The sequence below is a fragment of the Microbispora sp. NPDC004025 genome (genome assembly GCF_053604425.1).
Genome location: NZ_JBSGHN010000012.1, coordinates 153,871 through 177,727, shown reverse-complemented (window position 1 = coordinate 177,727; position 23,857 = coordinate 153,871). Strand labels below are relative to the sequence as shown.

Here is a 23,857-nt window from a genome sequence, read left to right as displayed (position 1 = left end):
GCGCAGATGCACCTCACACTCCCCGTCGCAAGCCCCCCGATCCGCCGTGCGGCACTCCGGGCCGCCGCCCTGGCGGCCGCGCCGCTGGCCGCCGTCACGCTGTACGCCGCGCCCGCGCAGGCGGCGGTCCCCGCAGCCGGCGGGACGTACCAGATCAGCGTCACCAAGAGCGGCATGTGCCTCGACGTGGCGGCCGGCTCCACGAGCAACGGCGCGCTGCTGCAGCAGTGGGGCTGCTCCGGCGCCGCCTGGCAGCAGTTCACCCTCAAATCCGCCGGGTCCGGCGTTTTCACGGTTGTGAACGCTAACAGCGGCCTGTGCCTCGACGTCCCGGGCGGCTCGACCACCTCCGGCGTGCAGATCCAGCAGTGGGGCTGCGGCAACGGCCAGACCAACCAGCAGTGGCGGCTGACGGCCTCGGGAAGCGGCACCTACCAGATCGTCAGCGTCGCCAGCGGGCTGTGCCTGAGCGACAAGGGCGCCTCCACCTCCTCCGGGGCCGCCGTCATCCAGGAAACCTGCACCGCCAACACCAACAAACAATGGCTGTTCACCCCGGCCGGCACGCAGGGCACGGCCACCGTGGCCGCCGACGGCACGGGCAAGTACCGCACCGTCCAGGCCGCGATCGACGCGGTGCCCGCGAACAACGGCAGCCGCGTGGTCATCACCATCAAACCCGGCACCTACCGGGAGATCATCACGATCCCGGCCAACAAGCCGTACGTCACCCTCCAGGGCCTCGGCGGATCGGCCAGGGACGTCGTGATCGTCAACAACCACTCCGCCGGCACCTACGGCACCTTCAACAGTGCCACCGCGTTCGTCAACGGCCACGACGCCGCCCTCACCAACCTGACGGTCTCCAACGACTTCGACGAGAACACCAGCAGCACCGGCCAACAGGCCGTCGCGCTCAACCTCAACGCCGACCGGGCGGTCCTGTCCGACGTACGGCTGCTCGGCGACCAGGACACCTTCCTGGTCAACGCGTCCGCCCGCGCCTACATGACCCGCTCCTACGTCGAGGGCACCGTCGACTTCATCTTCGGCGACGGCACCATCGTGATCAACGACTGCGACATCTACGAGAAGCGCAGCACCGGCGGGCCCATCACCGCCGCGCGGACCGACGCCGCCAAGACCTACGGCTTCCTCATCTACAAATCGCGCATCACCGGGGCGACGAACAACACCACCCAGCTGGGCCGGCCTTGGGGCCCCAACGCCCAGGTGCTCTACCGGGAGTCCACCCTCAGCTCCACCATGAAGACCTCGCAGCCCTGGACCGACATGTCCGGCAACTCCTGGAAGAACGCCCGCTTCCTCGAATACAGGAACACCGGCGCCGGTGCCGGGGTGAACGCCAACCGACCGCAGCTGAGCGACTCCCAGGCCGCCAACTACACCCCCCAGAAGTACCTGGCCGGATCCGACGGCTGGAACCCGGCCGGATGACCCCAACCCCCGAGGAACAGACATACGGCAACTGCGCCCGGGCGCGACCACGAAGGTGCTGGAGAACAGCTACTTCGACCACGTCGAGGACCCCTACTACAAGGACGACGCGGCGCAGCTGCAGCAGAGCGGCAGCATCGTCGTCAACTCCAGCGGACAGCAGGAGAGCGGCGGCTCGGCCTTCACCCGAGCTCGTTCTACTCCTACACACTCGATCCCGCCGCGAACGTCCCCTCCCTCGTGAGGACCTACGCCGGCCCCCAGTCGAACATCGGCCTGTGAACACCCGGACGCCGGAGGCCGCGACACCTCCGGCGGCCGGCCCGGCCACTCACCGGGCCGGGGGAGCGCTGGACTCTCCCACAGAGGGAGGGGCCATCCTTGAGCACGTGAACGACCTCCTGTCGATCGGGCAGTTCGCCCGCCTCACCCGGCTCAGCGTCAAGCAACTGCGCCACTACGCGACACTCGGCCTGCTCGAACCCGCCTGGATCGACCCCGCGAGCGGCTACCGCTACTACCGCACCGCCCAGGCCCGCGACGCGCTCGCCATCGGACTACTGCGCTCCCTCGACGTCCCCCTGCCCGTCGTCGCGGCCGTCCTGGCCGCAAGCACGGACGCCGGCCAGGAAAACGGCACGGGCGCTGGGGGAGAGGCCGCCGTGGCAGCCGCGCTCGCCGAGGTCAAAGAGGACCTGGAGGCCGAACTCGCCCGCCGCAAACGCGCCCTCAAAACCCTCGAACGCGTCCTCGCCACCGGCCTGCCCGCCGCCGAGGCCACCGTCGTCACCGAACCCCCGCGGCCCGCGATCGTCGTCCACGACCTGGCCGCCACCCCCGAGGACATCGGCCGCGCCACCTCCGCCTGCGTCGCCCGCCTCATGGCCGCCCCCATGACCGCCGCCCCTATGAACGCCGTGCCCGCGCTCGTCGGGCTGTTCCCCCTCGACTACGGCGAGGCCGTCCCTGTCGCCGTCGCCCTCACCGGGCCGGACCTGCCGGACGTGCCCGGCGCCCGGCCCGACATCCTGCCCGGAGGCGTGTTCGCCACCTCCACCCACGTCGGCCCCTACGACCATGTCCCGCTCACCGCCCACGCCCTGCTCACCTGGTGCGCCGAACGCGGGCACACCCCCACCGGCCCCCTTCGCGAGGTCTACGTCTCCAACCCCGCGACCACTCCGCCCGAGCGGCTGGTCACCCACCTGATGATCCGGCTGGAGGACGAACCATGAACCGGCACACCGCCGCACTCGCCCACGCCGGCCCGCACCACGAGATCCGCCCCACCACCGGCCCCGCGCCCGCCCGTACGCGCCACCTGGGCACCCGCTACGCGTCCGGCCCGGCCTGACCTGCCTGACCGGCCGGGCCGCGCCTGCGGCGCAGCAGCGGATGCGACCCCATCGCCACCTCGAGCTCCCCGGGCAGGTCGTCCCGGTAACGGCCGAGCGTCGACAGATCGCTGTGCCCCAGCACCCGCCGCACCGCGTCCATGTCCGTGCCGTCCGCCAGCAGATGCGTCGCCGTCGTGTGCCGCAGCCCGTGCGGCGTCACCGCCCGCCGCCGCCCGGGATCCACCTGCCGCTGCACCCGGTCGATGACCGCCTGCACATCACCCCGCGCCAGCCGCCTGCCACGCCACGACAGCAGCAGCGCCTTCTCGCCGTCGCCGCCCGCCCGCACCGCCAGGTACGCGTCGAGCGCCGCCGCCACCGCATCGGGCAGCGGAACGTCGCGGGTCCGCCCGCCCTTGCCGAAGATCCGCCAGTAACGCACCCCGTCGTTGGTGTAGAAGTCCTCCACGTTGGCCCGCACCAGCTCCGACACCCGCGGCCCCAGCGTGGTCAGCAGCAGCACCACCAGCGCGTCCCGCACCTCCGTCCGCTGGTCGGCTCGCCGCCGGCGCCCTGCCGCCGGGCCCGCCGCCGCCTCCACCGGCGGCGCGGCGGGGGAGCCGGCCGCCTCGATCAGGCCCTCGGCCTGCTCCCGCGTCAGCGCCCGCCGCTCCGGCCGCAGCCCGCCCCGCTCCCGCGCCCGCACCGACGAGGCCGCCATCGGATCCAGATGCACCCACCCCGCCGACGCCGCGTGCCGGAACAACGCCGACACCGATCGCCGGAACCTCGCCTGCGACGCGGCGCTCTGCCCTGTGCTTTTCGCAGGGCTTATCCCGGGGCTCTTCCCTGTGCTCTGACCGGTGCCTTTTCCCGCGTCCTTTCCCTGGACGCCGCCCTTCCTGCGCTCGTCCGGCTTGCGCGCGAAGGCCAGCAGCACCGCGTCCACGTCCTCGCCGGTCAGGTCGTCCAGCACCCGGTCCGGCCCGGCAAGCCGCACGAACGTGGCCACGTCCCGCGCGTACACCTCCGCCGTGGCGGGCGACAGCCCACCCGTCACCGTCTTGGCCCGGACCAGCTCCACGTAGCGGTCGGCGGCCTCCTGCACGGTCAGCCTGTTCACCTCTGCGGGCAGCATGATCGACACCGTATCGGCACGCACCGACAGCCAACGCGGGGGAGCGGCGGCCTGCTACGCCCCGCCGCCCCCCGCGTCGGCGACGTCGACCGCCTCGACGAACCGCTCGGCCTCAGCCTGGCCCATCCCCGTCTCGCCGCGCACCAGGAACACCGCCTGCTCGCCGCGTCCCGCCGCCTTCAGCTCCCGCACCCGCGACGCCAGATCCGGCCGCGCGTGCCCCGGCGCCACCGGCAGCGGCCGCCCGGAGGCCAGGGCCTCGGACAGGTCCTTGGCCTCCTTCAGCCCCAGCCCGGTCTGCTCCCGGATCAGCTTGATCGCCTCGATCTTCTTGCCCTCGGCGTACAGCTCCCGCACCCGATGCTGCAGGTCGGCCGAGACCGGCGGCAGCAGCCCGGGGCTGCGCCAGGCCAGCGGCCCGCCGGGACGGGCACCGGCCCGCATGGCCGCGAGTGCCACACCGAGAAGCGCGATCACGATGACGACGAGGATCAACACCTCGACCGTGCCCAAGCCGAACATACGGTGATCGTAAGCCCTGCCCCACGGGACAGTCAGCCCTTCGGCATCAGCCCACCCGCCGGGCGATGGTGACACCGTCACGCACCGGCAGCATCACCGACTCGACCCGCTCGTCATGCGCGATCGTCTCGTTCAGGCGGCGCACGGCCAGCTGCGCGTCCTCCTGGAAGGCCGGGTCGAACACCCGCCCGCCCTGGAACACGTTGTCGACCACGACGAGGCCGCCCGGGCTCAGCCGCGTGACCACCTCCTCGTAGTAGTCCGGATAGTTCACCTTGTCGGCGTCGATGAAGGCGAAACCGACGACCGGCTCGGCCGGCAGCGCGCGCAGCGTCTCCAGCGCCGGCGCGATCCGCAGGTCGATGCGGTCGGCCACGCCCGCCCGCTCCCAGTAGTTCCTGGCGATCGACGTCCACTCCGTGCTCACGTCGCACGCCAGCAGCCGCCCGCCCGGCGGCAGCCCCCTGGCGATGCAGATCGAGGAGTAGCCGGTGAACACCCCCACCTCCACCGCCAGGCGGGCGCCCGACATCCGCGCCAGCATCGTCAGCAGGGCGCCCTCGTCGTGCGAGATCTGCATGCCGGCCGCGCCGCCCGTCTCCTCCCGCGTCCTCACGACCAGATCCCGCAGCACCTCGTCCGCGGGGGAGCAATGCGTCAGCAGGTAGTCGTCCACGACAGGGGACAGGGCCCACACCGCGTCACCGGCGAGCGGCGGCGACCAGTCGACCACGAGGTCCTCACCGGTCGCGAACCGCCGCAGGTGACCGGTGACGACGTCCCGGACCTCGGACAGCGCCTCCTCGCCGGCGGCCGTCGCGATCATCTCGAACCCGCCCGAGCACGGCCGCAGCACGCACCGCCCGGACCGCAGGTCGATCACCGCCCGGCCGTCGCCGCCGACCACGGCCTCCGCATCGTGACCCAGGTGCGACACCAGCTGCCCGATGTAGCGGCCGGGCCGGTCGGTCATGACGTACGCCGTCGAATGAGGCATCGGCTCTCCTCCAGGTTCGGCAGATCAAGCGCCGGGAAACGTCTCCGCTTCGGCCCGGCGATTCTGCTGGCCTCCGGCCCGCTCGTCAAAGCGTCGGCGATCCTCGGCACTTCCTCCATGAACGACGAGACGACGGGGGAGCACCCCTCCACACCTCCGCACGACCCCGGCACACTGGAGCTACGTACCCCGGCCCAGTTCAAGGCTCTCGGCCACCCCGTCCGTCACCGCATCGTCAACCTGCTCCGCCGGCGCCTCCGGCGAAAGCGCCCCCAGGAACAGTGCCGCCAGGAACGACGACTCATGACGCGCCATGTGCGCGCTGTCGGTGAGATACAGCAGATCGTGCCCCTCCGCGACATGGGCGGCGAACGCCTCGTGACCCGCCGCCGCCTCCGCGCGCATGTGGGCGACCAGATGCTCCAGCCGAGCCCGCGCGGTCTCCACCAGCGCCTCCCGGTCCGCCCTCCCGAGCCGGTAGGCGTCGGCGAACACCCGCAACCGCCGCGCCTGCTCCCGCACACCGGGAGCGCTCTCGTCACGGCCGGGATCGTGCAACGGCACGAACCGATAGGCGGCATACGCAACATCCCACACCCGCGGCCCCGGATGCGCCGTGTCGAAGTCGATGAACGCCACCGGCCGCCCCTCCCGGAAGACGCAGTTGTACGGCGCCACGTCACCATGGCAGATCACCTCGGCCGGAACCCTCGCGGGGAAGTACCACTCCGCGCCCTCCGCGGCCCCGAACCCCGCCGTCGCGTCGTGGTAGTCCCGGAGCAACGCCCCCACACCCGCCAGCGCCTCGTCCGTCATCACGTACGCCGGCAGGGGATAGTCCGGCACCTCACCCGGGACGAAATCCAGCACCTCCCGGCCCTCGCCGTCACGCCCGTGCGCTCTCGGCGCCCCGCCGAACCCGGCCGCCGCGAGATGGTCCAGCAGCGCGTGCACCGCCGGCGTCCACCGGCGCGCAGGCCGGCGCACCGTGCCCCCCACCCGGACGACGCGGTTGACACCACCCCCGGTCAGTTCCTCCTCGTCCGGCTCTGAACGGCTCCCTCCGGCCGGTCCGTTCCCCTCACCGTCGTGCCGCTCACGCTCCGCCATGCCGTGATCGTACGTAACCGGCGCGGGGGACCGGCCGCGGGGGAATGTAGGGGGAGGATGTCGGGGGAGGATGAGATATGACCTCCGGCGTGCGATCCGCGGCCGTCACCGGCCGGGAGGTCGCCGTGCTCGTCGGGCTGCAGGCCTCGGGCAAGTCCACCTTCTACCGGCAGCGCCTGGCGGCGACGCACGCCCATGTCAGCAAGGACAACTGGCCCAACGCACGCCATCGGCAGCGACGCCAGCTCCGAGTGATCGCCGAGACGCTGGGGGAGGGGCGCGACGTAGCCGTGGACAACACCAACCCCGCTCCCGAGGAGTGGGGCCCGCTCGTCGTCACGGCCAAGGAGCACGGCGCCCGCGTGGTCGCCTACTGGTTCCCTCCCGATCTCACCGCGTCCCTGGACCGCAACGCCAGGCGGACCGGCCGCGATCGGGTGCCCGACGTCGGCGTCCTCGCCACGGCCAGACGCCTCCGCCGCCCCCGCCTGTCGGACGGCTTCGACGCGGTCCACACGGTGACCTTCGACGGCCGGGGCGGCTTCACCGTACGCGAGGAGGACGACCCCGGCGCGTGAACGCCCCTTGGACGGCGGGCGACCAGGTCACGGCGCGGGGATGTAGGGCGGGGCCACGCCCCAGCCCCAGCGGGGGACAGGAGCCTGCTGCGGGGGACGGGCACCGGGCTGGGAGTTGGCGAAGGCGAGCCGGGTGCCCCACTCGATGTAGCCCGCGAAGGCCGCGCGGAACTCGGGATCGGCCGGCAGCCCGACCACGTCGGCGGCGTCCATCAGGAGACCGACCCAGCGGCGGCGCTGCGGCTCGGTGATGGCCTTGCCGAGATGCTGGACGAGCATGTGGTGGTAGCCGCCCCGTTCGTCGGTGTAGCGGGACGGTCCGCCGAAGACCTCCGCCAGCCACATGGCGACGTACTTGGGGTGGCCCGGATCCATGTGGGCGAAGAGAGGACCGATCAGATCGTCCCTGAGCACCTGCTCGTAGAACGTCTCGGTGAGCCGCTCGAACGCCTCGGTGTCGCCCGCCCAGTCGTACAGGCTCGGGACCGAGGAGCCGGCGCCGCGGACGGCCGTGCGTTCGTAGTGCCGCATCTCCTCGATCTGCCGGACGTACGGCTTGATCTCGGAGAAGAACGCTCCGAAGTGCTCGCCGCCCCGGAAACCCCGCAGGTGGTCCTCAGCGGAGGTCCACGTGATGCGCAGGACGTACCACTCGGGCTCTTCGACGCAGCGGGACAGTTCGTAGTCCACACACTGGGGCGCGGCGGCCAGAGGCACCGCGGCGCGTTCGTAGGCGGCTTCGAACTCCTCCGCGTCCTGTCGATCGATCCGGTAACGGATGTACTCCACGATCATGTGCGCATCGCCCCAAAGGCCGCGGGTATCAGAGATGAAAGATCATGTAACAGTGTAATCACGTATCCCTTTGGTAGGCCCGGAGGCTTGGAATCCGGTCCCGCCGTCGTGACGGGCTGCCTATGGTGGTCGGCCATGAGAGTCCTCATCGTCGGCGGCAGTGGTTTCCTCGGCGGGGAACTGGCTCGCCAGAGTTCGGCCGCCGGGCACGAGGTGGCCGCGACCCACCTCACCCGCGCAGGGGAGACCCCGGGCGTCGAGTGGGCGCCCCTCGACGTACGCCGGAGAGGGGACGTCGACGCGCTCGTCCGCGCGACCCGGCCGGAGGTGGTCGTCAACGCCGCGTACCAGCAGGCCGACTGGAGGACCACGGCGGCCGGAGCGGCGAACGTGGCCCTCGCCGCCTCCGCGGTAGGCGCGCGACTGGTGCACGTGTCCAGCGACGCGGTCTTCTCCGGCGCCGCGATCCGCTATGACGAGACGTGTGTCCCCGACCCGATCAGCCCGTACGGCGCGGCCAAAGCCGCCGCGGAGACGGCAGTGGAAGCGATCGCGCCGGGCGCGGTCATAGCCCGGACGTCCCTGATCATCGGTGACGGTGACTCTCCACTCGAGGCGCTGGTGCGTTCACTGGCCGGAGGCGGAGCGAGGGGAGTGCTGTTCACCGACGACGTGCGGTGTCCCGTGCACGTCGCCGACCTCGCCGCCGCGCTCCTCGAGCTCGCCGCGTCCGAGCATCACGGAATCCACCACGTGGCGGGGGCCGACGCGGTGAGCCGATACGAACTGGGAGTGCTCATCGCGCGGCGTGACGGCCTCGACGAGAGCGGTCTGCCGTCAGGCCGGCGAGCGGACACCGGCATACCCGGACCGCTTGACGTGCGACTGGAATGCGGCATGACGCAGCGGCGGCTCCGGACGAGGCTACGTGGCGCGCGCCGGTTCCTGGCGCGAAGGGGAGATGAGGGATGAATGTCCAGCAATAAGTGAAGACGGACACCTTTGTCTATACCAAACAGAATTCACCTTCTGTCCGGTATGGCGCTAGATGGGGCATTCTGTCCGATAGGCGAGGCCATCGCAGCGGGTCGGCATCGTTTCTCCACAGGCAGGCAGGCGCTCGGCACCGCGGCCATGGCGGCAATCGTGGTCCAGAGCCTCGTCGGCGCGGCCGGTGTGGCGGATTCGACCCGGGCGAGGGACGGACCGGCTCCGGCGGCTCCGAAATGGCCGGCCAGACCTTCGGAGCCCGCATGAGCCGGTGCCGCGAAAATCATCCGGTCGTGGCCGCGTATAACGGCGCAGCCGTAGCGAAAAGCTGTCTCTGTGCGATCCGCGGCCGGCCGGCGCCGGCGTGAGAGTCCGTCGGTAAGTCCGAGAACCCGGCCGGCGATCGCAGGGAGGTCGCTGGAATCTTCTCCAGGAAGTCTCAGCCGGCCGGAATGCGCGTTTCCGGTGCTGGCACCCCCTTCCGCCGTTGCTCGATAATGAACATTATGTCAAGTTAGCTTTGAAGGCCCTCCTCCGTCGCCCCGCCTGGAGCGCTCATGCCACGGAAGCGAGTGCGACGGAGATCGGACTGGCGCGACGCCGACGTCATCGGATCTCGGCACGCCGAGCGGCCGCTGTTCCTCCGTGGACGGACCGGCGTTGCGCGGCCCAGGCCCTCCTCGTGATCCGCCTGCGGACCACGGTGAGGGCCGTCGTTGTCCTGTCCGTCATCGCAGGATTCGACGCGCCGGACGTACCCGCCCCCCGGCCTGGATCGCCCGGGAAGCCGTTTCCGCCCGGTCCGCGTTCGGCCCTCGGTGCCCTGCGAGTGCCGGTCACGCTGAGTGACCACTCCCCTCTCCCCCGCGGTGTCCGCCGTTCGTGCCTACGAGCGTGACCTCGCTGTCATGGTCCGGCAGCAGGGCCAGGAGTTGCCGCGTATGGCCGGGTAGTTCCACTTCGGCGAGGCCGGTGATGAGGTCGCGCAACGCCACGGGCTGATCGACCAGGGCCATGCCCTTGGACAGCAGCAGGGTGGGCACGGGCGTGTCGAGCTCGGCTTCGCTCAGCATCGGCCCGAGCGCGCACAGGGCCTCCCCCTGGTTGCGGATGCGGCCTCGAAGCCCGGTGTTGCCGCCGGCGCGCCCGATGACGCGGTCGATGGTCCAGGCGTCGAGCGCCATGCGGTTGTCGTACGTCGTGCTCGCTCCCGCGGCGACCGACGACGCGGCGGCGATGGTGACGGCGTCGACGATGGAGACGTGCGCCAGAATCTGGTCGGCGTTCCACTCGCCGGCGGGCGGGACGAGGCTCGCTCCCCCGCGGTCGGCCACCGTGGCGGCGGCGTCGAGCAGTGCGCGGTGGGCCTCGCGGAGCGGAGCGGTGTCCAGCATGTCGCCTTCTTTCTTCGCTGTTCGAGGTCGTGCGTGGCGAGCGCGGTCTCAGGTGTGCGCGGGCGACATCTCCCATGGCGCCTGCGGGAGGACGTCGCCCGTCTCGATCAGCGACTTGAGGTTCGCCAGCACGGCCGGCCATCCGTGCGAGACCCCGTTGCGCATGTCCTCGTTGGCGAGGTTCTCGTGGGTCACGCTGAGACGGACGATGTCCTGGTGCGGTTCGACGAGGAAGGTGACGACCGACGGTTGTCTCGGCTCGGCGTCGAGAGCGTCCTCGAAGGTGATGACCAGCCGTGTCGGGGGGTCGGCCTCGATCACTCGGCCGCCGACGTCGACGACGCCTGATCCGTCGACGCGCCGGTGCTCCCAGGTCGAGCCCGGCTGCCAGTCCGAGACGTTGGCGTGCCCCCAGTAGCGCGCTGTCAGGTCCGCGTCCGTCAGGGCGTGCCAGACCTGCTCCGCGCTCGCCCGGATGTAGGTGACGTAGACGTAGGTCGGCACGGACGTGGGTTCGTCGCTCATGGCGTACTCCTCCGCTTGTCTCTTGATGGCGCTGATCGCGTTCAGGCGGGGCATGTCGAAGCCCGCGATCCAGCGCTGCTCGATCTCGTGGATCGGCACGGGGTTGAGGTAGTGAAGTCGTTCGCGTCCGCGCCGTACGACGGTGACGAGGTTGGCCCGCTCGAGGATGTCGAGGTGCTGGGTCGCCGACTGGCGCGCCATGTCCAGGTGCTCGCACAGCTCGCGCAAGGTCTGACCGTTGTGCTCGCGCAGGCGGTCGAGCAGGAGTCGCCGGGTGGAGTCGGCCAGGGCCTTGAAGACCACGTCCATCTGTGTCGCCTCGGACTTCACACCCGAGATTATGCAGGCATTCGCCTGCCTATTGTCAACGCCGCTGTCGCCCGGGTCCGCCCGCCGCCGAAGCGGGCAAGGGCGCCCGAGGGTGAATTTGACGATGCAAACGAGTATGTGCACGCGGCCTCGGGCGCGTCCGACGAGCAGATCCGCCGGTTCTTCGGTGACGGTTTGCTGGCGAACGTTCTCGTCGGCGTCGACGCGTCCGCCCTGGACGCGCGGTGGGCGCACACCTTGCTCGGCTGAGTCGTCATCGGGTCGCGTGTGAGCGACCCGATTTTTTTGGCCCAACGAGTGAGTGGTCAACCACTCACTGCCCTGTCGCGAGGGAGAGATTTCATGCCTGGGTCCGGAAGATCGCGAGGCGGTCTGACACTGGCGTTGCTGGCCTTCGCCCAGTTCATCAGCGCTATCGACTACAACATCGTCTATGTGGCGCTGCCGGAGATCGGCCGTCAGGTCGGGTTCTCCACGCAGAAGAACACCGACTCCCAGCCGCCACCCGATGGCCGTCCACGCGATGCCCTGTCCGAGGCTGATCATGACGATGCCGGGCAGGAGTACGGCTGGCCGTCCTGGTGGCCGTCATCAACGCCGGCCCTGCTGGCGCCGCCACCATCGGCGGACTTCGCACCGGCGGCCTGCTGGCGGCCGCGCTGATCCTCGTCGGCGCGGCGGTGGCCCTCACGCTGCGCAGGGCCCAGGCTTCGAGCCCGGAACGACGGGTGGCTCCGGCGTCACTCGCCGACACACGCGTCAGCGGCTGACGGCGACCTCGTTCACAGCCGTGTCACGCCGTAGGCAGCCGTTCGAAGTGCCGAGTCGCCGGTTGGCATCGGCACTTCGCCGGTCTGTCACACGGACCGCTCCTGCACGACGAGGATGGAGGCCGTTCCGGGACCGGCGTCGTGGCTGAAGTTCTTCGTCCGGGGCGGCTGCTTGTCCGGGGGCCGCGCCGGGGTGTGCGCTACATCCGGGTTCGCGCGTAGGTGTGCAGCGCGTCGCGGACCAACGTCGCCCCCGCGGCGTCGCCGTACATGCCGGCGAAGCGGGGGTCGTCGACGTACATGTCCCCCAGGCACCGCACCATCTCGATCGAGCGATCCCGGTCGCCCTCGGCCGTGGGGGTGCCCGGGATCCGGCTCAGCCACCGGACGTGCCGGGCGGCCAGTGCCTGAGCGTGTTCGGATGCCGGGCGGACTCCGGCCTTCGCCGCGTCGGCCCATGCGGCGACGAGGTCCTCGGTGGCCTGTTTCCAGGCCCGCTGCTGGTCGAGGGTCTTGCCGTGCCACCAGTCGTTGCTCACCTGGAACGCGCGCTCGCCCCAGCGTGAGACGACCTCGTCCTGGTAGCCGTCGTTGAAACCCGCCAGCATGACGTCCATCCGCGGCTCCGCCCCCGCCTGGAGCGCCTCCATGGTGTGACGCACGGACCGGATCTGCCGTTCGATGCGGTCCCGTTCCTTCTCCAGTGCGGCGATGTGGGCGCGGAGCCCGTCGTATGTGTCCACTTCCTCGGCCAGGACCTCGGCGATGGCCTGCAAGCCCATGCCGAGCCGTCGCATGAGCAGGATGCGCTGTAGCCGGGCGACCGCGGCGGGGCCGTAGTAGCGGTACCCGTTCGCGCCGACCCGGGACGGGGCCAGGAGCCCGACGCGGTCGTAGTGACGGAGGGTGCGGCTGGTGATGCCGGCCCTCGCCGCGAGCTCCTGGATGGTCCACTCCATCGTTCCAGTGTCACCCTCGGCTGTCACCGTCGGTGGAGTGTGGCGGCGATGATCTGCGAGCTGTCGGCGTGCAGGGCCTGGGCGGCGGTCTGCCCGGTCGCCGCCAGGTAGGTGTCGACCAGCCGGTTGCCCGCGGCGTACCCGGCGCCCATCGGCAGTCCCACGGGGGTGAGGCCGAAGCGTTCGGCGCTGGGGTCGCCGTGCACCCAGGCGGTGAAGTTCTGCATGCCTGTCACGTCGAGCCCGGTGAGCACCTTGCCGAAGATCTCGTCGTCGCGCAGGTGGGGCACGCCGATGCGGGTGGCGCCGAGTCGGTCGCCGTAGAGCTGGCGGGCGAAGGCGTCGGCCAGGCCTTCGGAGACGATGTGCTCGCCGACCGTGACGGTCATCGGGTCCCACACGATCCCGCCGGGGCCGAATCGCAGGTTGTGGTGGAGTTCGTGTACGGCGGTGGCCTCCAGCCGTTCCACGTTCTCGGGGAAGGGCCAGAACGTGATGGTGATGTGGCCCGAGATGCCGCCGAACCCGGTCACTCCCTGGCAGGGACCCATGAAGTGCTCGTCGGCCGGATCGCCGAGCACGAACAGCACGGTGATGTCCGGGGCCTTCAGCCCCGGTGTCGCCTCCAGCAGTACGGTGAGGGCGTCGTCGAGGGCGCGTTGCATCCGCTCCCAGGCTTGGGCCGCCGCCAGGGTGTCGAGCGCGTCGAGGCAGCGTTCCTCGTCGCGGTCGATGGGGAACCCGGACGTTTCGCGGTGTACGGACGCGAGGTCGACCTCGCCGGGTTGGTAGCGGTACATGCCTCGGATGGGCTCCAGCATGGAGCGCAGCAGGTCGACGCGGTCGGCGACCGGGGCCAGCAGGATCCGCCTCATGGCGGAGTAGGTGTCGAGAACGGTGATCGGCATGGCCCGGATGCTAGAAGTTGACGCAGCGTCAAGGTCAAACCTGCGGCACGGCCGGCGCCCGCGCAGGTGCCGCCGGGCCGGCTCGGGCGCCCGGAGAAGATGGCCGCCGCCGTGGCCTTCCTCGCCTCCGGGCCGAGCGGCTTCATCACCGGTTCGAGCCGGTACGTCGACGGCGGCCTGAAGCGGATCTGAGTTCCACCGCTGGGGCCGATGGGGGTCAGGCGGGGTGGTCGGGCAGGCAGACCGTGATGGCCTGGGGCACGACTTTGACCGTGATGCGCTCGACCCGGTCGCGGGCTCCCCCGTCGAGTTCGTACGCCATGGGGGTGCGGAGTTTGACCGACACCTTCCTGGCGCGGGTGATGCGTACGTAGGGGGACTTCTCGGCGTTTCCGGCGCTCATCCGGCCGAGGGCGCGGGCCCATTGGATGGGGCCTTCGGCGGTGGAGACGCCGACTTCGAGCCAGCCGTCGTCGAATCGGGCGTCTTCGAAGACGTCGATGCCGCCGGTGACGGTGCCGACGTTGCCGACCAGGACGCAGCTCGCGTCGCCTTCGAACCAGTCGTTGCCGTCGATCTTGATTTTCATGGGGGTCACGGCGCCGCCGACGTGGCGCAGGCCGGTCCAGATGTAGGCGAAGCGGCCGAGGCGGTCCTTGAGGCCGCGGTCGGCGTCGGCGATCATCTCGGCGTCGAATCCGACGCCGGCCATGACCGCGAAGTGCTCGCCGTTGATCTTCCCGAGGTCCATCTTGGCGCGGCGGCCCTCGAAGCCGATCCGTACGGCCTCGGGCAGGTCCTCGGGGATGCCGAGGTTGCGGGCGAGCAGGTTGGCGGTCCCGGCGGGGATGACGGCGACGGTCGCGTCGCTTCCGGCGAGGGCGTCGACGCAGCGTTGGACGGTGCCGTCGCCGCCCCAGAGGAAGAACAGATCCGCGCCGTCCTTGAGGGCCTGGCGGACCTTCTTGGGAGCCTTCTTGCTCTTGGGGACCTCGTACCAGAGCAGGTCGGCGACGTCGTATCCAGTGATGAGTTTGCGGAGCTCGTCGAGTCCGCCGCCGATGGTCTTCTTGCGGTGTGCGATGACGGCGACGCGGGGCGCCGTGGTGCGGGGGGTGGCGGCGGCGGGCTCGTCCGTGGACCGCCGGTCAGCGGATTTCACCATGGACTGCCGGCTACCCGGATGTGGGCGGGTTAGGCGTCGGGCAGGGTGTAGTCGAGGAGGTAGTGGTGGCCGTCGGCCACGCGGATCGTGCCCTCGCCGGTGAGGCCGGCCAGTTCGCCGGTGCCGCTGGTGGGGACGATCTGCCATTTCATCCAGGGTTCGCCGTTGTGGCTGGCCGCGCTGTGCTGGAGTACGAAGGTGCCCTTGCGCCCGTGAAGGGTGCCTTCGAAGTGTTCGACGCCGACGTAGGCGGCGGGGCCGCCGGGGGTGACGACGGTGAGGATCTCGGTGCTGCTGGTGCCGGTGAGGTCGCCCTGGAAGGTTTTGGCGATGTGGTTGCGGCCGAAGGTGGCGCCTTCTTTCTCCTCGGTCGCCAGCTCGGTCCAGCCGGTGATGTCGAAGGTTCCGGTCGCGTGTCCGTTCATATGTCCAGCGTGCCGGGTATTCCTGTCATCCTCTGTCAGGTATGGCGGTGACTTGCGGGTGAGGGGAAGGAGAAATCTCGGCGAATGCCGTTAAGCCGGCTACTTTGCAGCCGTTCATGACAGATGATCGGAGGCATGGGTTTCCCTCGACCGGCCGCCCCGGTCCTCGCCGGCCGGTCCGTCCAGGCGCGTCCACCGGAATGCTGACCTCTCCCTTTCCGTCCCAGGAGGGCCGCAGGACCGCGTTCGAGGTGTTCGGATCGGCTCCGACCGCTCCGCGCCGGGCGCGCGCGTTCGTACGGTGCCAGTTGCGGGGGTGGGAGCTCGCGCATCTGGCGGAGACGGCGGAGCTGGTCGTCTCCGAGCTGGTGACGAACGCGGTGCGGGCGACGGACGCCGTGGTCAGCCCGCCGGTCGCCTCGTCGATGTTCCCGGTGGCGCTGCGTACGGTGGCGCTGCGGGTCCGGGTGGCGTCCGGGCGGCGCAGCCTGTTCATCGAGGTGTGGGACGTCAGCGATCGTGAGCCGGTGCAGTGCGGCGACGTCGGCGACGTGGAGGGCGAGCTGGGCGAGGGCGGCCGGGGGCTCGCGCTGGTCGGCGGCCTGGCCCGGGACTGGGGGCACTATCCGGCGCCGGACCGGGGCAAGATCGTGTGGTGTGAGCTGGCCATCGCGCCGGTCGAGGCGGCGCGTCCGCAGAGGGTTCACCCGCGGGGGCCGGCGGGCGCCGGTCCCGGGCGGCGCGATCCGGCGGGGTCGCCGGCGACGGGCCCGCGGGAGCGGACGGCCGCGGCTGTCCCGGTGGGTGCCTCTGCGGGGGCGTCTGCGGCGACGTCGGCGGAGGGGCTGCCGCAGCGGGTCCGGCGGCATCCGGTGGGCGTGCGAGAGGACGGGCCGGACGAGGCGACGTTGCGGCGGGTGCTGGAGGGCCTGCGGGCGCTGGACGTGCGGGGCTGAGCGCCGGGCCGGCGGGGTGCCGGGCGGCTCGTCAGGGGACGACGGTGACCGGCCAGCGGCCGGCGCGGACCAGGCGGAGGGCGACCGAGCCGATGAAGCGGTGGCCGGCCTGGGTGGAGGCTCCCACCACGACCGCGTCCGCCCTGATCTCGTCGGCGATTCTGGCGAGGACGCCGGAGGCGTCGCCGAGTTCGGTGCGGAAGGTGTAGTCGACGCGCGAGTGGGCGGCCTGGGCGAAGCGTTCCACCTGGTCGCGGAGCTCCGCGGCGACCTGCTCCCCCGCCTCGATCACCGAGGCCGACGCGGCGGGCATCATCGTGCTGATCGTGCCGGGGTTGGTGACGTGGACGAGGACGACGTGCGAGCCCTGACGGCGGGCGAGCCCCCAGGCGTACGCCGCGGCGCGCATAGAGGTCTCCGAGCCGTCGATGCCGGCGAGGATCACCCGCGGGCCGTCGGTGCCCAGCTCGAACGTGTTCACGCAAGTCAGCGTACGGCGTCGGGCGGGGCGCACGGGAACCCGGCCAGGCGTCGTGTGATGTTCGCGGGCCGCCTGGGAGGCGGGACGGGGTCCGGATCGCGGCGCGGATAACCTGTTGCGGAAGTGTCGGGGCCGTTGGTTAGGGTCTCGGATCGTGGCTGATCAACCTCTGATCTACGCGCGCGGCCTGGTCAAACGCTTCGGGGAGTTCACCGCCGTCGACGGGATCGACCTTGAGGTGGCGCCGGGTGAGGCGTTCGGTTTCCTCGGGCCCAACGGGGCCGGTAAGTCCTCGACCATGCGGATGATCGGCTGCGTGTCGACGCCGACCTCCGGGGAGCTGCGGATCCTGGGCATGGACGCGGTGCGCGACGGGCCGCGGATCCGGGCGCGGCTGGGGGTGTGTCCTCAGCTGGACAACCTCGATCCCGACCTGACGGTGCGGGAGAACCTGGTGACGTATGCCCGTTATTTCGGGTTGTCGCGGGTGGAGAGCCGCAGGCGCGCCGACGAGTTGCTGGAGTTCGTGCAGCTGTCCGAGCGTGCGGGCGGCAAGGTGGAGCCGCTGTCGGGGGGCATGAAGCGGCGGCTGACGATCGCGCGGGCGATGGTGAACGATCCTGATCTCGTGCTGCTCGACGAGCCGACGACGGGGTTGGACCCGCAGGCGCGTCATCTGTTGTGGGAGCGGCTGTTCCGGTTGAAGCAGCGGGGCGTCACGCTGGTGCTGACGACGCACTACATGGACGAGGCCGAGCAGTTGTGCGACCGGCTGGTGGTGATGGACGGCGGCAGGATCGTGGCGGAGGGGTCGCCGCGGTCGCTGATCGAGACCTATTCGACGGCCGAGGTGGTCGAGGTGCGTTTTCCCGGCATGCCCGAGTCGGGGGCGCGGCATGCGGCGGCGCTGGAGGGGGTCGGCAAGCGGGTGGATCCGCTGCCCGACCGGGTGCTGGTCTATGTGGACGACGGCGACGCCGCGTTGGCCGAGATCCAGCGGCGGGGGCTGGAGCCGTCGAGCGTGCTGGTGCGGCGGTCGACGCTGGAGGATGTGTTCCTCCATCTGACGGGCCGGACGTTGGTGGACTGAGATGGCCGTGACTCTTGGGGCGCATCCGACGGTCGCGGTGCTGGAGCGGCATCTGACCTTGTACCGGCGGTTGTGGCAGGCGTCGGTGTTCTCCTCGTTCGTGCTGCCGGTGCTGTTCCTGCTGAGCATCGGTATCGGTGTGGGCGGTTATGTCGGCAAGGTCCAGGGGGTCGACTACCTGTCGTGGATCGTGCCGGGCGTGCTCGCGTCGACGGCCTTCCAGATCGCGGTGGGTGAGTCGACCTACTCGGTTCTTGGGGACTTCAAGTGGGTCCGGGCCTATCACGCGATGCGGGCCACGCCGGTGGGGCCGGCGGACATGGTCCGGGGCCAGCTGCTCTACCTGGTCCTGCGGGTGACGATCGCGGTCGCGGCCTTCCTGGTCGTGGTGGTGTTCTTCGGTGGGCTGCACTCGCCGTGGGCGCTGGTCACTCCGCTGGTGTGCGCGGTGCTGACGGTGTCGGTGTCGGCGCCGGTGACGGCGTTCGCCGCCACGATCGAGCATGACAGTTACTTCTCGCTGCTGTTCCGGTTCGTGGTGATCCCGTCGACGTTGTTCGCCGGGGTGTTCTTCCCGGTGGAGCAGCTGACGGCGGTGTTGCGTCCGCTGGCCTACGCCTCGCCGTTGTGGCATGCGGTGGAGTTGTGCCGGGCGGCGACGCTCGGCACGGCCCCGGCCTGGCCGGTCGCGGTGCATGCCGGGTATCTGCTGGCGTGGGCGGTGGCGGGTTTCTTCCTGGCGGTGCGGGCGTTCCGGCGGAGGTTGGAGGACTGATGGTGACCGCGCTGGTGGCGTCCCGGGTCTCCCCCGGCCGGGTGGGCGCCGTCATCGGCCGCAACGTGGGGGCGCTGCGCTCCGGGCCGTCGTACTGGATCATCCTGGTGTCGGGCTTCTTCGAGCCGCTGCTGTATCTGCTGTCGATCGGTGTCGGGGTCGGTGCGCTGATCGGTGATCTGACGGTGGACGGGCGGACCATGTCGTACGCGGCGTTCGTCGCGCCGGCGATGCTGGCGGTGTCGGCGATGTCGGGGGCGCTGGCCGAGACGACGTTCAACTTCTTTTTCAAGTTGAAGTACATGAAGACGTTCGAGGCGGTGCTGGCGACGCCGGTGCGGCCCATCGAGATCGCGGTCGGCGAGCTGATCTGGGCGATCGTGCGGGGTTCGCTCTACACCGGGATCTTCCTGGCTGTGATGGTCGCGATGGGGTTGACGGAGCCCGGCTGGGCGTTGGCCGCGTTTCCGGCGACGGTGCTGGTGGGGCTGGCCTTCGGCGGGCTGGGGATGGCGGTCAGCACGCTGATGCGGGGCTGGCAGGATTTCGACCTGATGGGGACCGGGCAGTTCGCGTTGTTCCTGTTCTCCGGGACGTTCTCTCCTGTGCGGGATTACCCGGCCCCGGTCGAGGTGCTGGTCCAGGTCACGCCGCTGTATCACGCGGTGGAGCTGGTGCGTGGCCTGTGCATGGGCGCGCTGGGGTGGGGGCTGCTGGGGCACGTGGCCTACCTGCTGGCGCTGGCCGTGGCGGGGGTCTGGTTCGCCTCCCGGCGCCTGACCCGGGTCCTTTGTGACTGAGGGGTGCGGCTGACGGCGCGACTCCCCCACGCCCGCGGCGGCGTCTCGCGCTCAGGCGGGAGACGGGTCGATCTTCACACGGTCGCTGTCGTCGTCCGTCAGGAACGACGCCAGCGAGCGCCCTTCTTCGGTCACGGCGGCGCGGTCGGACGGGGAGAGGCGGCGCAGCGGGGTGACGACGACGGCGCCGGCCGTGACGTCCCAGGTCGCGGCGACCCGGCCGTCCACCAGGACGACGCGGGCGCCGGCGACCGACAGGCCGCGGTGGGCGTCGTCGACGATGCGGCTGCGGTCGTGGTAGCCGAGGATCGCGTTGTCGAACGCCGGTAGGAAGCGCACGGGCGCGGGCGTGCCGGGGTCGGGGCGCGGCGCGTCGGGCAGGTCGAGCAGTTGCCGGCCGCGTTCGTCGCGGAAGGCGATGAGTTCTCCGCGTACGGCGTCGACCGCGGCGGGCAGCCCGGCCAGGCCGCACCAGGCGCGCAGGTCGGCGGACGAGGCGGGCCCGTACGCGGCCAGATAGCGGAGGACCAGCGCCTGGCCCGTCTGGTCGGGTCCGTCCGCGGTGAGCGGGGCGATGTCGCGTCCCAGCCATGTCGCGAGGGGTGCGTTGCGTACTCCCGCCTTGACGCGCCACAGTCCGCGCGGGGGCAGCTGGGCCATCGGGATGAGCGCGGCGACGAGCAGTTCGCCCAGTGCCCGGCGCGGCGGTGCGGGCCAGCGGCCGGCGAGCGCGTCGACGAGTTCGGCCATCGTGCGGGGCCGTCCGTCGGCCATGATCTCCCGGCCGGCCGCCGCCACCTCGTCCGGATCGAGCCCGGCGAGTTCGCGGCGGTAGGTGGTCAGCACCCGCTGACGCAGCATGGTGTCGTGCCGGGCGCGCCAGGCCAGTGCGTCGTCGGCGGTGACGAGGTGGACGGTGCGGCGCATCAGGTGGGTGCGGACCACGTGGCGTCCGGTCAGCAGGTCGTCCAGGGCGGCGGGGTGGAAGGCGCGCACGCGGGACCACAGCCCGACGAAGGGTTCCTGTGGTTCCTGTGCCTGCATGCCGCCCAGGTGCGCGACGACGTCGAGGACCGGTGTGGCGGTGCGGTCGAGCAGGAACTGCCGGGCGAGCGTGGCGCGGTTCAGCGCGCGGTTGTCGAGGACTCTCATCAGGTGCGGGAAGCTCGGCTGTCGTTCTCAGCCGTTGTAGGGTGCCGCGACGTCGAGGACCCAGACGACGCCGAAGCGGTCCTTGACCATGCCGTAGAGCGGGGCCCATTGCGCGGGCTCCAGCGGGCGCACGACGGTCGAGCCGACGGTCAGTCTGTCCCAGAAGGCGGTGATCTCGTCGGTGTCGTCGCCGCGTACGGAGACGAAGACGGCGTTCTCGCCCGGGTTCCAGGGGGTGTGGGAGGGCACGTCGTAGGCCATGACGTGGAATCCGTTGTCCGCGATCACCTGGCCCCACATCACCCAGTCCGCCTCGTCCGGATTGCGCGCGTCGCCCGCGTCCTTGTAGGTGACGGCGACGACGTGGCCGCCGAAGACGGAGTGATAGAAGTCGAGCGCCGCGCGGGCGTCGCCGCGGAAGTTGAGGTGGGTCGTGGTGGTGATGGACATGTGGCTCCTCGTCTTGGATCTGTCGGACTGGCGCCGGACGGGCCCGTGCCGGGAAGCGGCCGGGGGTCGCGTCGCTGCCGTGGGTTCGCCCTCGGCCGGCGTCGATGAGCTCACACTTCCATGGGTAGAGGACAGGGTGTGTCCTCCACTGGAGGCAGGATGGGTCGTGTGCCGAAGACGTCCGCGCGGCTGCTCGCGCTTCTGTCGCTGCTGCAGACCCGTCGTCACTGGTCGGGTGAGGACCTGGCCGAGCGGCTGCGGGTCAGTGCGCGTACGGTCCGCCGGGACGTCGACCGCCTGCGCGAGCTCGGTTACCCGATCACGACCTTCATGGGGCCCGACGGCGGCTATCGGCTCGAGGCCGGTTCGCAGATGCCTCCGTTGCTGTTCGACGACGACCAGGCCGTGGCCCTCGCCGTGGCGCTGCAGACGGCCACCACGACCGGCGCCGGCATCGGGGAGGCCGCGGCGCGGGCGCTGAACACCGTCCGGCAGGTCATGCCGGCGCGGCTGCGTCATCGCATCGACACTCTCCAGATCACCGCCGTCGAGCGGCCGGAGGTCCGGGTCGACGGCAGCGTCCTCATGGCGCTCAGCGCCGCCGTCCACGCCGGTGAGGTGCTGCGCTTCGACTACGCGCCGCAGGCGTGGGGGGACGACGACGGCGTGCCGAGGCCGCCGCGCCGGGTGGAGCCTCATCATCTGGTGGCCTGGAGCGGGCGCTGGTATCTCGTGGCCTGGGATCTCGACCGCGAGGACTGGCGGACCTTCCGCGCCGACCGGATCACCCCGCGCTCCCCCACCGGGCCGCGCTTCGTCCCGCGTGAGCTGCCCGGGGGTGACGTGGCCGCCTTCGTGTCCGCGCGGTTCCGGGGCGCGGGCGGCTCCGGCGAGTGGCCCTGCCGGGGCGAGGTGGTTCTCGGGCTGCCCGCCGCCTCGGTGTCCCTGTACGCCCGTGACGGAGTGGTCGAGGAACTCGCCCCGGACCGTTGCCGGCTCGTCCTGGGGTCGTGGTCGTGGGCGGGCCTGGCCGCCGACATCGGCAGGTTCGACGCCGACATCGAGGTGGTCGGTCCGGCCGAGCTCAGGGATGCCTTCGCGCGGCTGGCCGGCCGCTTCGCCGCGGCGGCGAGCGGCCCGCCGGTCACGCGGTCCCCGCTCCCGTGAGTGCGGCCGGACCTCCGGTCCCCCGCCGGTCTGTCCCGGTCTGTCCTGGTCAGTCCACGGTGGGCAGCAGGCCGGGGTCTGTGGTGTGCTCGGCCTGTGCCGGCGGGCTGGTGCGGCGCAGGACGGTGAGGGCGATGAGGACGGCGGCCACCAGGAGCGCGGCGCCGAGGGTCAGGCCGAGGGCGTAGCCGTCGCTGAGGGCCTCGGGTGTGGCGGCCGGCCCGGTGCGGTCGTAGGCGACGGTGCCGAGGGCGGCGAGTCCGAGTGAGGCGCCGATCTGGCGTGAGCTGTTGAGCAGGCCTGAGGCGGTGCCGGTCTCGTGGGGTGCGACGCCTGCGGTGGCGGTGGAGACGACCGGTGCGAGGCAGAGCCCGAAACCGACGCTGGCGACGATGGAGGGTCCCAGGACGTCGGTGGTGAAGGTCCCGTCGGGGCCGATGAGGCCGAACCAGGCGAATCCGGTCGCGGTGAGGAGCCCGCCGATGACCAGGAGGGTGCGGGGGGCCAGGCGGTAGCCGAGTTTGACGGCGAGCACGGAGCCGGCGACCACTCCGAGGGCGAACGGCAGGAACATGACGCCGGTCAGCGCGGGCCCGGTCCCGAGGACGCGCTGGAGGTAGAGGGACACGAAGTAGAAGGCCGAGGCCATGGCCGCGCCGACCAGGAGGTTGTAGGCGTTCGCGCCGGTGACCGAGCGGTTGGCGAACAGGCCGAGCCGGATCAGCGGGTCGCGGGCGGTGGTGCGTTCGACGTGGAGGAAGGCGGCCAGCAGGGCGGCGGCGATCCCGAGGGTGATCAGGGTGATCGGCGAGGTCCACGAGTAGTGGTCGGTGCGGACGATGCCGAACACCAGCAGGGTCATGCCCGCGGTGGCCAGGACGGCACCGAGCACGTCCGGGCGGCCGTCGCGGGCGGGGGGCGGGCCCGGGTCGGCTCGCCAGGTCAGGGCCAGTGCGCACGCGGCCATCGGCACGTTGACGAACATGACCCAGCGCCAGCCGGCGTACTCGGTGAGCAGGCCGCCGATGAGGACGCCGAGGGCGCCTCCGGCGGCGTTCATCGCGCTCCACACGCCGAAGGCGCGGATGCGGGCCCTGCCTGCGGGGAACGTCGCGGTCAGCAGCGCGAGTGCGGCCGGGGCCAGCGCGGCGGCCCCGATGCCCTGTGCCGCCCGGGCGGCGACGAGGTGGCCGGGTTCCTGGGCGAAGCCGCCGGACAGGGAGGCGAGGCCGAACAGTGTGAGGCCGAGCAGCAGGACGCGTCTTCGGCCGTACCGGTCGGCGGCCTTGCCGCCCAGCAGGAGCAGCCCGCCGAAGGCGAGGGCGTAGGCGTGGATCACCCAGGTCAGTCCCACCGCGCTGAAGCCGAGGCCGGCGGCGATCTGCGGGAGGCCGACGTTCACGACCGACAGGTCCAGCGACACCATGAACTGCACGACGGCCACCGCGGTGAGGGTGCGCCCTGGCCGGGCGGTCGGGATGTGCGTCATCGGGGGCTCGTTCTCCGTGTGGCCGGCAGACTTTCGGAACATGTTCCGAAAGTAGCATCCGGACCGGCCGGCGGGAACCCCCATGGGTGGAACCCG

At 71.3% G+C, this 23,857-nt stretch carries 29 protein-coding genes; 14 read left to right on the top strand and 15 right to left on the bottom strand.

Going from position 1 to position 23,857, the window contains the following annotated elements:
- The first annotated feature begins 6 nt into the window (after positions 1-6).
- The 4 genes from ACWEQG_RS27320 to ACWEQG_RS27305 all read left to right on the top strand — a co-directional run bounded on the left by ACWEQG_RS27320 (position 7) and on the right by ACWEQG_RS27305 (position 2,812).
- Entirely contained in the window at positions 7-1,458 is a 1,452-nt protein-coding gene (locus tag ACWEQG_RS27320; protein ID WP_452288955.1) for a pectinesterase family protein, read from the top strand.
- Between the two features lie 55 nt (positions 1,459-1,513).
- Positions 1,514-1,702 carry a hypothetical protein gene (locus ACWEQG_RS27315; protein WP_452288953.1) on the top strand — a complete coding sequence of 63 codons (189 nt, stop codon included), beginning with the start codon at positions 1,514-1,516 and terminating at the stop codon, positions 1,700-1,702.
- 145 nt (positions 1,703-1,847) lie between these two features.
- The gene (locus ACWEQG_RS27310) at positions 1,848-2,693 is read left to right on the top strand and encodes a MerR family transcriptional regulator (RefSeq protein ID WP_452288951.1); all 846 of its coding nucleotides are present in this window, start codon (positions 1,848-1,850) and stop codon (positions 2,691-2,693) included.
- Positions 2,690-2,812, top strand: a complete 123-nt coding sequence (locus ACWEQG_RS27305) for a hypothetical protein (RefSeq protein ID WP_452288949.1) — start codon at positions 2,690-2,692, stop codon at positions 2,810-2,812. The genes ACWEQG_RS27310 and ACWEQG_RS27305 overlap by 4 nt, the downstream gene beginning before the upstream one ends.
- Here ACWEQG_RS27305 and ACWEQG_RS27300 read toward each other — a convergent pair.
- The 4 genes from ACWEQG_RS27300 to ACWEQG_RS27285 all read right to left on the bottom strand — a co-directional run bounded on the left by ACWEQG_RS27300 (position 2,791) and on the right by ACWEQG_RS27285 (position 6,562).
- Positions 2,791-3,933, bottom strand: a complete 1,143-nt coding sequence (locus ACWEQG_RS27300; protein WP_452288947.1) for a tyrosine-type recombinase/integrase — start codon at positions 3,931-3,933, stop codon at positions 2,791-2,793. The genes ACWEQG_RS27305 and ACWEQG_RS27300 overlap by 22 nt on opposite strands.
- Positions 3,934-3,987: 54 nt before the next feature.
- Entirely contained in the window at positions 3,988-4,455 is a 468-nt protein-coding gene (locus ACWEQG_RS27295) for a ribosomal protein L7/L12 (RefSeq protein WP_452288945.1), read from the bottom strand.
- A gap of 46 nt (positions 4,456-4,501) precedes the next feature.
- A complete protein-coding gene (locus tag ACWEQG_RS27290; protein ID WP_452288943.1) occupies positions 4,502-5,452 on the bottom strand; it encodes a DUF2218 domain-containing protein in 951 nt (316 codons plus the stop codon).
- 180 nt (positions 5,453-5,632) lie between these two features.
- Positions 5,633-6,562 (bottom strand): phosphotransferase enzyme family protein, encoded by a 930-nt coding sequence (locus tag ACWEQG_RS27285; RefSeq protein WP_452288941.1) that lies wholly within the window; start codon positions 6,560-6,562, stop codon positions 5,633-5,635.
- A 77-nt stretch (positions 6,563-6,639) separates the two neighbouring features.
- Between ACWEQG_RS27285 and ACWEQG_RS27280 the strand changes: the two genes are divergently transcribed.
- Positions 6,640-7,140: an AAA family ATPase gene (locus ACWEQG_RS27280; RefSeq protein ID WP_452288939.1), complete on the top strand. Its 501-nt coding sequence runs from the start codon at positions 6,640-6,642 to the stop codon at positions 7,138-7,140.
- Positions 7,141-7,167: 27 nt separating this feature from the next.
- Here the strand turns inward: ACWEQG_RS27280 and ACWEQG_RS27275 are convergent, their stop codons facing one another.
- On the bottom strand, positions 7,168-7,935 hold the full coding sequence (locus ACWEQG_RS27275) for a globin domain-containing protein (protein ID WP_452288938.1): 768 nt from the start codon (positions 7,933-7,935) through the stop codon (positions 7,168-7,170).
- A 135-nt stretch (positions 7,936-8,070) separates the two neighbouring features.
- Between ACWEQG_RS27275 and ACWEQG_RS27270 the strand changes: the two genes are divergently transcribed.
- Entirely contained in the window at positions 8,071-8,907 is an 837-nt protein-coding gene (locus tag ACWEQG_RS27270) for a sugar nucleotide-binding protein (RefSeq protein ID WP_452288936.1), read from the top strand.
- Between the two features lie 854 nt (positions 8,908-9,761).
- Here ACWEQG_RS27270 and ACWEQG_RS27265 read toward each other — a convergent pair.
- Together ACWEQG_RS27265 and ACWEQG_RS27260 are read right to left on the bottom strand one after the other, a co-directional pair.
- Positions 9,762-10,319, bottom strand: coding sequence for a hypothetical protein (locus ACWEQG_RS27265; protein ID WP_452288934.1), 558 nt, complete (start codon positions 10,317-10,319; stop codon positions 9,762-9,764).
- 48 nt (positions 10,320-10,367) lie between these two features.
- Positions 10,368-11,174: an ArsR/SmtB family transcription factor gene (locus ACWEQG_RS27260; RefSeq protein WP_452288932.1), complete on the bottom strand. Its 807-nt coding sequence runs from the start codon at positions 11,172-11,174 to the stop codon at positions 10,368-10,370.
- A gap of 117 nt (positions 11,175-11,291) precedes the next feature.
- Here ACWEQG_RS27260 and ACWEQG_RS27255 point away from each other — a divergent pair, with 117 nt between their 5' ends.
- Both ACWEQG_RS27255 and ACWEQG_RS27250 read left to right on the top strand, forming a co-directional pair.
- Positions 11,292-11,423, top strand: a complete 132-nt coding sequence (locus ACWEQG_RS27255; protein ID WP_452288930.1) for a hypothetical protein — start codon at positions 11,292-11,294, stop codon at positions 11,421-11,423.
- 135 nt (positions 11,424-11,558) lie between these two features.
- A complete protein-coding gene (locus tag ACWEQG_RS27250; protein WP_452288929.1) occupies positions 11,559-11,837 on the top strand; it encodes a hypothetical protein in 279 nt (92 codons plus the stop codon).
- Positions 11,838-12,144: 307 nt separating this feature from the next.
- On the opposite strand, the gene ACWEQG_RS27245 is transcribed toward ACWEQG_RS27250, so the two are convergent.
- Together ACWEQG_RS27245 and ACWEQG_RS27240 are read right to left on the bottom strand one after the other, a co-directional pair.
- On the bottom strand, positions 12,145-12,903 hold the full coding sequence (locus tag ACWEQG_RS27245; protein WP_452288927.1) for a MerR family transcriptional regulator: 759 nt from the start codon (positions 12,901-12,903) through the stop codon (positions 12,145-12,147).
- Between the two features lie 23 nt (positions 12,904-12,926).
- Positions 12,927-13,811, bottom strand: a complete 885-nt coding sequence (locus ACWEQG_RS27240; RefSeq protein WP_452288926.1) for a DUF2268 domain-containing protein — start codon at positions 13,809-13,811, stop codon at positions 12,927-12,929.
- Between the two features lie 66 nt (positions 13,812-13,877).
- Between ACWEQG_RS27240 and ACWEQG_RS27235 the strand changes: the two genes are divergently transcribed.
- The gene (locus tag ACWEQG_RS27235) at positions 13,878-14,003 is read left to right on the top strand and encodes an SDR family oxidoreductase (RefSeq protein WP_452288924.1); all 126 of its coding nucleotides are present in this window, start codon (positions 13,878-13,880) and stop codon (positions 14,001-14,003) included.
- 25 nt (positions 14,004-14,028) lie between these two features.
- Here ACWEQG_RS27235 and ACWEQG_RS27230 read toward each other — a convergent pair whose 3' ends face one another.
- Positions 14,029-14,976 carry a diacylglycerol/lipid kinase family protein gene (locus ACWEQG_RS27230; protein WP_452288922.1) on the bottom strand — a complete coding sequence of 316 codons (948 nt, stop codon included), beginning with the start codon at positions 14,974-14,976 and terminating at the stop codon, positions 14,029-14,031.
- Positions 14,977-15,005: 29 nt separating this feature from the next.
- On the bottom strand, positions 15,006-15,401 hold the full coding sequence (locus ACWEQG_RS27225) for a DUF3224 domain-containing protein (protein WP_452288920.1): 396 nt from the start codon (positions 15,399-15,401) through the stop codon (positions 15,006-15,008).
- 200 nt (positions 15,402-15,601) lie between these two features.
- On the opposite strand from ACWEQG_RS27225, the gene ACWEQG_RS27220 reads away from it, so the two are divergent.
- The gene (locus ACWEQG_RS27220; protein WP_452288919.1) at positions 15,602-16,357 is read left to right on the top strand and encodes an ATP-binding protein; all 756 of its coding nucleotides are present in this window, start codon (positions 15,602-15,604) and stop codon (positions 16,355-16,357) included.
- Positions 16,358-16,388: 31 nt separating this feature from the next.
- Here ACWEQG_RS27220 and ACWEQG_RS27215 read toward each other — a convergent pair whose 3' ends face one another.
- The gene (locus ACWEQG_RS27215) at positions 16,389-16,838 is read right to left on the bottom strand and encodes a universal stress protein (protein WP_452288917.1); all 450 of its coding nucleotides are present in this window, start codon (positions 16,836-16,838) and stop codon (positions 16,389-16,391) included.
- 154 nt (positions 16,839-16,992) lie between these two features.
- On the opposite strand from ACWEQG_RS27215, the gene ACWEQG_RS27210 reads away from it, so the two are divergent.
- From ACWEQG_RS27210 to ACWEQG_RS27200, 3 genes are read left to right on the top strand one after another with little or no spacing between them, the layout of a single operon-like run.
- A complete protein-coding gene (locus ACWEQG_RS27210; protein WP_363466171.1) occupies positions 16,993-17,928 on the top strand; it encodes an ABC transporter ATP-binding protein in 936 nt (311 codons plus the stop codon).
- A 1-nt stretch (position 17,929) separates the two neighbouring features.
- Positions 17,930-18,703: an ABC transporter permease gene (locus ACWEQG_RS27205; RefSeq protein ID WP_452288915.1), complete on the top strand. Its 774-nt coding sequence runs from the start codon at positions 17,930-17,932 to the stop codon at positions 18,701-18,703.
- Positions 18,703-19,503, top strand: coding sequence for an ABC transporter permease (locus ACWEQG_RS27200; protein WP_452288913.1), 801 nt, complete (start codon positions 18,703-18,705; stop codon positions 19,501-19,503). The genes ACWEQG_RS27205 and ACWEQG_RS27200 overlap by 1 nt, the downstream gene beginning before the upstream one ends.
- Positions 19,504-19,554: 51 nt before the next feature.
- On the opposite strand, the gene ACWEQG_RS27195 is transcribed toward ACWEQG_RS27200, so the two are convergent.
- Positions 19,555-20,655, bottom strand: a complete 1,101-nt coding sequence (locus ACWEQG_RS27195; RefSeq protein ID WP_452288911.1) for a winged helix DNA-binding domain-containing protein — start codon at positions 20,653-20,655, stop codon at positions 19,555-19,557.
- Between the two features lie 27 nt (positions 20,656-20,682).
- Positions 20,683-21,105: a VOC family protein gene (locus tag ACWEQG_RS27190; RefSeq protein ID WP_452288909.1), complete on the bottom strand. Its 423-nt coding sequence runs from the start codon at positions 21,103-21,105 to the stop codon at positions 20,683-20,685.
- A 168-nt stretch (positions 21,106-21,273) separates the two neighbouring features.
- On the opposite strand from ACWEQG_RS27190, the gene ACWEQG_RS27185 reads away from it, so the two are divergent.
- The gene (locus ACWEQG_RS27185; RefSeq protein ID WP_452288907.1) at positions 21,274-22,272 is read left to right on the top strand and encodes a helix-turn-helix transcriptional regulator; all 999 of its coding nucleotides are present in this window, start codon (positions 21,274-21,276) and stop codon (positions 22,270-22,272) included.
- A 49-nt stretch (positions 22,273-22,321) separates the two neighbouring features.
- Here ACWEQG_RS27185 and ACWEQG_RS27180 read toward each other — a convergent pair whose 3' ends face one another.
- Positions 22,322-23,803: a DHA2 family efflux MFS transporter permease subunit gene (locus ACWEQG_RS27180; protein WP_452288906.1), complete on the bottom strand. Its 1,482-nt coding sequence runs from the start codon at positions 23,801-23,803 to the stop codon at positions 22,322-22,324.
- Between the last annotated feature and the right edge of the window lie 54 nt (positions 23,804-23,857).